Annotated in this window: 3 protein-coding genes and 2 pseudogenes; 3 read left to right on the top strand and 2 right to left on the bottom strand. The window is 67.6% G+C overall.

Features of this window, described 5'->3' with window-relative positions; translation table 11 throughout:
* Positions 1-796: 796 nt before the first annotated feature.
* Positions 797-1,549: a hypothetical protein gene (locus E1295_RS47090; protein WP_132641757.1), complete on the top strand. Its 753-nt coding sequence runs from the start codon at positions 797-799 to the stop codon at positions 1,547-1,549.
* A gap of 185 nt (positions 1,550-1,734) precedes the next feature.
* Positions 1,735-1,842: pseudogene (locus E1295_RS52770) on the top strand (IS5/IS1182 family transposase); the annotation flags it as partial.
* On the opposite strand, the gene E1295_RS47095 reads toward E1295_RS52770, so the two are convergent.
* Positions 1,841-2,398: a nuclear transport factor 2 family protein gene (locus E1295_RS47095; protein ID WP_425465407.1), complete on the bottom strand. Its 558-nt coding sequence runs from the start codon at positions 2,396-2,398 to the stop codon at positions 1,841-1,843. The pseudogene E1295_RS52770 and the gene E1295_RS47095 sit on opposite strands and share 2 nt — an antisense overlap.
* Before the next feature lie 46 nt (positions 2,399-2,444).
* Positions 2,445-3,752: a glycoside hydrolase family 28 protein gene (locus tag E1295_RS47100; RefSeq protein WP_132641761.1), complete on the bottom strand. Its 1,308-nt coding sequence runs from the start codon at positions 3,750-3,752 to the stop codon at positions 2,445-2,447.
* Positions 3,753-3,901: 149 nt separating this feature from the next.
* Between E1295_RS47100 and E1295_RS47105 the strand changes: the two are divergent.
* Positions 3,902-4,699 (top strand): annotated as a pseudogene (locus tag E1295_RS47105) (RNA-guided endonuclease InsQ/TnpB family protein); the annotation flags it as partial.
* Positions 4,700-4,825 lie beyond the last annotated feature (126 nt).

The raw sequence follows: 4,825 nt of genomic DNA on the forward strand, positions 1-4,825 counted from the left end.
CTGCCCGCTCCGCCGCCCCGCCTCGTAGCCCTCGGCACGCACGAACATGATCTGGAGGTCGGCATGGCTTTGGAGGAGTTCCACGGCCCGCATCCCCAACCCCCGCGAGAGGGGCACACCGGTATCGCCTGGTCCGCCCTGGTCGCGAGGTGCGGGTCCATCCGGGTCCGAGCCCACACCTGCGTGTGCTCGACGAGGTCGTACGAACTGTGCGTGGCGGGCGGCCTCGGCCACATCCGCCGTACGAGGAGATCGAGCGAAGGCACCCGCTACTGGCCCGGGCCACCGAACGGCGGGTCCCGCGCCCTCTTCCTTGACGTCGACGGGCCACTCATTCCCTTCGGCCCGCCACCGGAGCGCCACCCCGGGCACCCGACCGTGTGTCCTGTCCGCCCCGATCCCGGGAGTGGAGAACGAGGCCGAGCGCCGGCCGTTCTCACGGCCTTCTCCTCGTCGATGCTGCCGCCGATGAGGACCGGCGACTGGCTGGCCAAGACCGCCTCGCCTCAGCCGGCTACGAACGGTTCGCGTAACTGCGGATGGTCAACCACTCTGCTTCCACCGCCACGTAGCCCAGCGACTCGCAGAGGAAGTCGATCACCGCAGGCATGTGGGCCGCCCCGTACAGGGAGCAGTTGTCCCTTCTTGTGCATCAAATGTGTCATCGATTACCTCCAACAGCTCGGGTTGCACTTCGGAATGCCGGCATTCGTGATGGATCATGGTCATCCTCGAATGGCTATCCCGCCGTTCGTCGTCGGCTGAATTTGAGGCCGGTACAGCATCAGGAGGCAACATGACTTTGACCGCCGGCGGAATGGCTACGGCTGGCCCGATCGCAACCACGAACGGCACGGTGACGTTCATCGACGATATGAACGAAGCGGCCGCGCAGGCGAACAAAGATGTCGCCGCCTTCTCTCAATACCTCACAGGGCCGGCCGGTCCCGCGCCGAACGGGCAGGCAGCGACCCCAGGGGGCGCCGCCGCGGTCGGTGCGGGCGCCGCCGTGGTCAGCGCGGCCTCCTCGGTCTCGTCCACCATCCTCCAGGCCGCTCTGCTCGGCGTGAACATCGCCAACATGGTGCTGTCGCAAAAGTCGACGGGGTCCCTGGAAATCACCATCACGAACAACTCGACCAAGCCGCTGACCCTCTACAACTACCGCCCGAGCCACGGAGACATCACCAACATTCCCAATCCTCTGTACACCGGGCAGACCGACGCGGTGGTGCTGACCAAGTCCAGCGCCTTCGACGACGACACAAGTGTGGAACTTCAGTTCTGCATCGGCGACGGGCAAGCCGTCAACGGGGTCAACTCACTGATCAACTTCGCCCTCACGTACGCGTACACCGATGAGGGGAATCCGGGGCGTTGGAGCTTGTCGGCCGCGGTGGACGGCAGCGACACCCACTCCTACCCCCAGGCGCTGCAGATGTTCGGGTTCACCTTCGTGGGCAACACGGGCTTCCCGGCCTTCAGCGTCTACACCTCGCCCATCGAAACCGGCAGCGGGTCGATCTCGATGGTGGTCTACGACCATTAGCGTCACAGAAGTTCAGGCGCCGTCGGCCACGGGCTCAGGCCCGAGGCCGACGGCCGCCTGGCCGGTCTTGAGGGCACGGTGGAACGTCGCCTGTCCGGTGTGGAGTCGCGTCTCGATCAGGTCCTGGCCGCCCTCGCCAAGCCTGAAAGCTGAAGGGGACGGCGTTCGGGCTGACGGTGGCCGGAGAAGTCCTGGCGGATTCCGGGGGTTGGCTGGTGCGGAGCTCGCCCGCGCTGCCCGGTGGCGCCCACGATGTGACCGCGGCCCGGACGGTCGGTCCGATGAAAGGGCTCAATGGTCGTCGGTTCTGTCGCCTCCCGCGTCCCCGAACACCATGCGATGCCCCTTGGCGGTGTCCATGTACTCGCGCACCCGATGGATCAGCCCGTCCCGCAGTTGGAAGATGAAGCAGTAGTCGTTGCTGTAGGCGTTGCCGTCTGCCAGCGTGGCCTGCATGGTTTCCTCCACCACGACAACATCGCCGTCGGCGTAGAACCCGCGGAAATCCACCGCCACATCGGCGACGAACATGCGCGGGAAGCCGACAGTGAGGAAGTGGACAATGGCCTCCCTGCCCACCATGTGGTGCGTCGCGCCGAGCGCTACGGCGGTCGCGTTCCCGGACGGGGCCAGCCATTCCGCGTCCTGGGCGAAGAAGCTCGCGATCAAGTCCTTGTCCCGGGTCGAGAATGATCGCCATGCTCCCTGTACCAGCTCGCGGTTCCGTTCAGAGCTCATTCCGGGCAGTGTAGGCATCCTCCCGCAAGGGCACCGGCGACATTCGGACATGGTCACCGGACGGCAGAGCCGGCCGGGGCAAAGATCACGGGGGCCGGCGTGTCGACGCATCGTCTCCAAAGCCACGTCAGGCTGCGCCCTCTGATGACCTGCACCGTCAGGACGGTGGTGCGGCCACCTTGACGTTCGCGAGGGTCAGGCCGGTTATGTCGGCGGCCAGGTCCGCGCGCCGCACGTGGGCGAACGTGCTGTCTCTGATCGTGACGTCCCTCAGGGGCTGCTCGGGATAGCCCCGCAGCAGGTACGCGCTGCGCGTGCGGTCGCTGCGCAGCCCCGCCACGTTGATGTTGCGGATGGGGGGCGGGTCGTCGCCGTTGTGGCCGTCGCCGTGGTAGAGGTCGATGGAGACGGCTTCCTTGGTCAGCTCGCTGATCTCGACGTCCTTGACGAAGACGTTCTCGACGTAGCCGCCCCGCACGGAGTTCGTCTTGATGTAGAGGCCGAAGTAGAGTCCGGGGCCGCCCCAGCGGCAGCGGCGGACGAAGACGTTGCGGATGCCGCCGGTCGTGTCCGTGCCGATGGCGACCGAGCCGTACCGGTAGCGCATGTCGCAGTCCTCGATCAGCACGTCCTCGCACGGCACCCCCACCCGCCGCCCGTCGGGGCCGCGGCCGGCCTTGATGGCGACGCAGTCGTCGCCGACGTCGAAGACGCAGCCGGTGATCACCACGGAGCGGCAGCTCTCGGGGTCGCAGCCGTCGTTGTTGGGTCCCCGCGAGTGGATCGACACGTTCCTGACGAGGACGTTCTCGCACCGTACGGGATGGATCTCCCACATGGGGGAGCGCACGATGCGCACACCCTCGACGAGCACGTTGCGGCACAGGTACGGCTGGATCATGTTCGGGCGCAGGTGGTGGCCCGCGCCGAACACGCGCTTCTCGACCGGCACCCCATCCGCGGCCATCCGCTGCAACGCGGCCCAGTCGTCCGCCTCGTTCGGCATGCCGGGCCGCCAGCCGAAGGCGGGCGTGCCCACCCACCACCACCAGTGCTCGGGCCCGGCCCCGCCGTCGAGCGTCCCGGCGCCGGTGACGGCGATGTTCTCCTGGCCGTGGGCGTAGATGAAGGGGGAGTAGTTGTAACACTCGATGGCGGAGAAGCGGGTGAAGACGGCCGGGAGGTAGTCGGCGGGGTCGGTGCTGAACAGGATCGTCGCCCCCTCCTCCACGTGCAGGTCCACGTTGGAGAGCAGGTGGATGGCGCCGGTGCGGTAGGTGCCGGCCGGCACGCGCACGTGCCCGCCGCCGCTCTCGTGGCACGTCTCGATGGCGGCGCGGAACGCCTCCGTCCACGTGTCGCCGCCGCCGAAGCCGGTGACGTCGAACCACCGGTCGGGGAAGTCGGGCGGCCGCACCCGCTCCCGCAGTTCGTCGGCGTACCGCCAGGCCTCTTCCTCGTTCATCAGATACCTCCGTGGAAACCCCCGCCTTCAGGCGGGGGAGGAATCGGACTCCTGCGGAGCAGGACAGGGGCAGCCGATTCGCCGTCAGGCGGACCGCCGTATCGAACACACACACGATTGCTAGCTGATCGCGCGGTAGGATGTGAGGCGTGGCGCAGATCGTGAAGCGGGCCTACAAGTACCGCTTCTACCCGACCCCCGAGCCAGCCTGCGAGCTTGCCCGGACGTTCGGCTGCGTCCGCCTCGTCCACAACAAGGCACTCGAAGAGCGCACCCGCGCCTACCGCCTGGAAGGCCGCCGCGTCTCCTACGTGGAGTCCTCCGCGCGCCTGACGGAATGGAAGCGCAGCGGCGAGCACGACTTCCTGTCCGAGGTGTCGTCGGTCCCTCTTCAGCAGGCGCTTCGCCACCTCCAGGCCGCGTTCGCGAACTTCTTCGCCAAGCGAGCCAAGTACCCGACCTTCAAGTCCCGCAAGAAGTCCCGGGCGTCGGCGGAGTACACCCGCTCGGCGTTCCGCTGGCGTGAGGGCCGGTTGACGCTGGCCAAGATGGACACGCCGCTCGACATTGTGTGGTCGCGTCCCCTGCCGGAGGGTGCGCAGCCGTCCACGGTCACCGTGTCCCGCGACAGCGCGGGACGCTGGTTCGTGTCCCTCCTGGCCGAGGAGAAGATCAGCCCGCTCCCGCCTGCCGGGCAGAGCGTCGGTGTGGATGCGGGCATCACCGCGCTGGCGACACTCTCGACCGGCGAGAAGATCGTCAACCCGCGTCATGAGCGCGCCGATCGGCGCAAGCTGGCCAAGGCTCAGCGGGCCCTGGCCCGCAAGGCCAAGGGGTCGGCCAACCGCGCCAAGGCCCGGGCCAGGGTCGCCAAGGTGTACGCCCGGATCGCCGACCGCAGAAGAGATCACCTGCACAAGGTCACGACACGGCTTGTTCGCGAGAACTGTGAGGATGGTGGTGTGCCGCTTCGAGCCCTGGCTTGACTCGCGCGAGAACAGACCATGGTGTCTTGGCTTGGATCTGTCGGCCGGGGTTTCGAAGTGGTGCTCGCTGTCACCGGGGCGTCGGAG

Source organism: Nonomuraea mesophila, assembly GCF_004352805.1.
Lineage (GTDB): Bacteria > Actinomycetota > Actinomycetes > Streptosporangiales > Streptosporangiaceae > Nonomuraea > Nonomuraea longispora.

What these genes read in the sequence shown, in the direction of transcription:
- E1295_RS47090 (WP_132641757.1), top strand. Translation starts at nt 797, where the DNA reads ATGACTTTGACCGCCGGCGGAATGGCTACGGCTGGCCCGATCGCAACC.
- E1295_RS47095 (WP_425465407.1), bottom strand. Translation starts at nt 2,398, where the DNA reads ATGCGTCGACACGCCGGCCCCCGTGATCTTTGCCCCGGCCGGCTCTGC.
- E1295_RS47100 (WP_132641761.1), bottom strand. Translation starts at nt 3,752, where the DNA reads ATGAACGAGGAAGAGGCCTGGCGGTACGCCGACGAACTGCGGGAGCGG.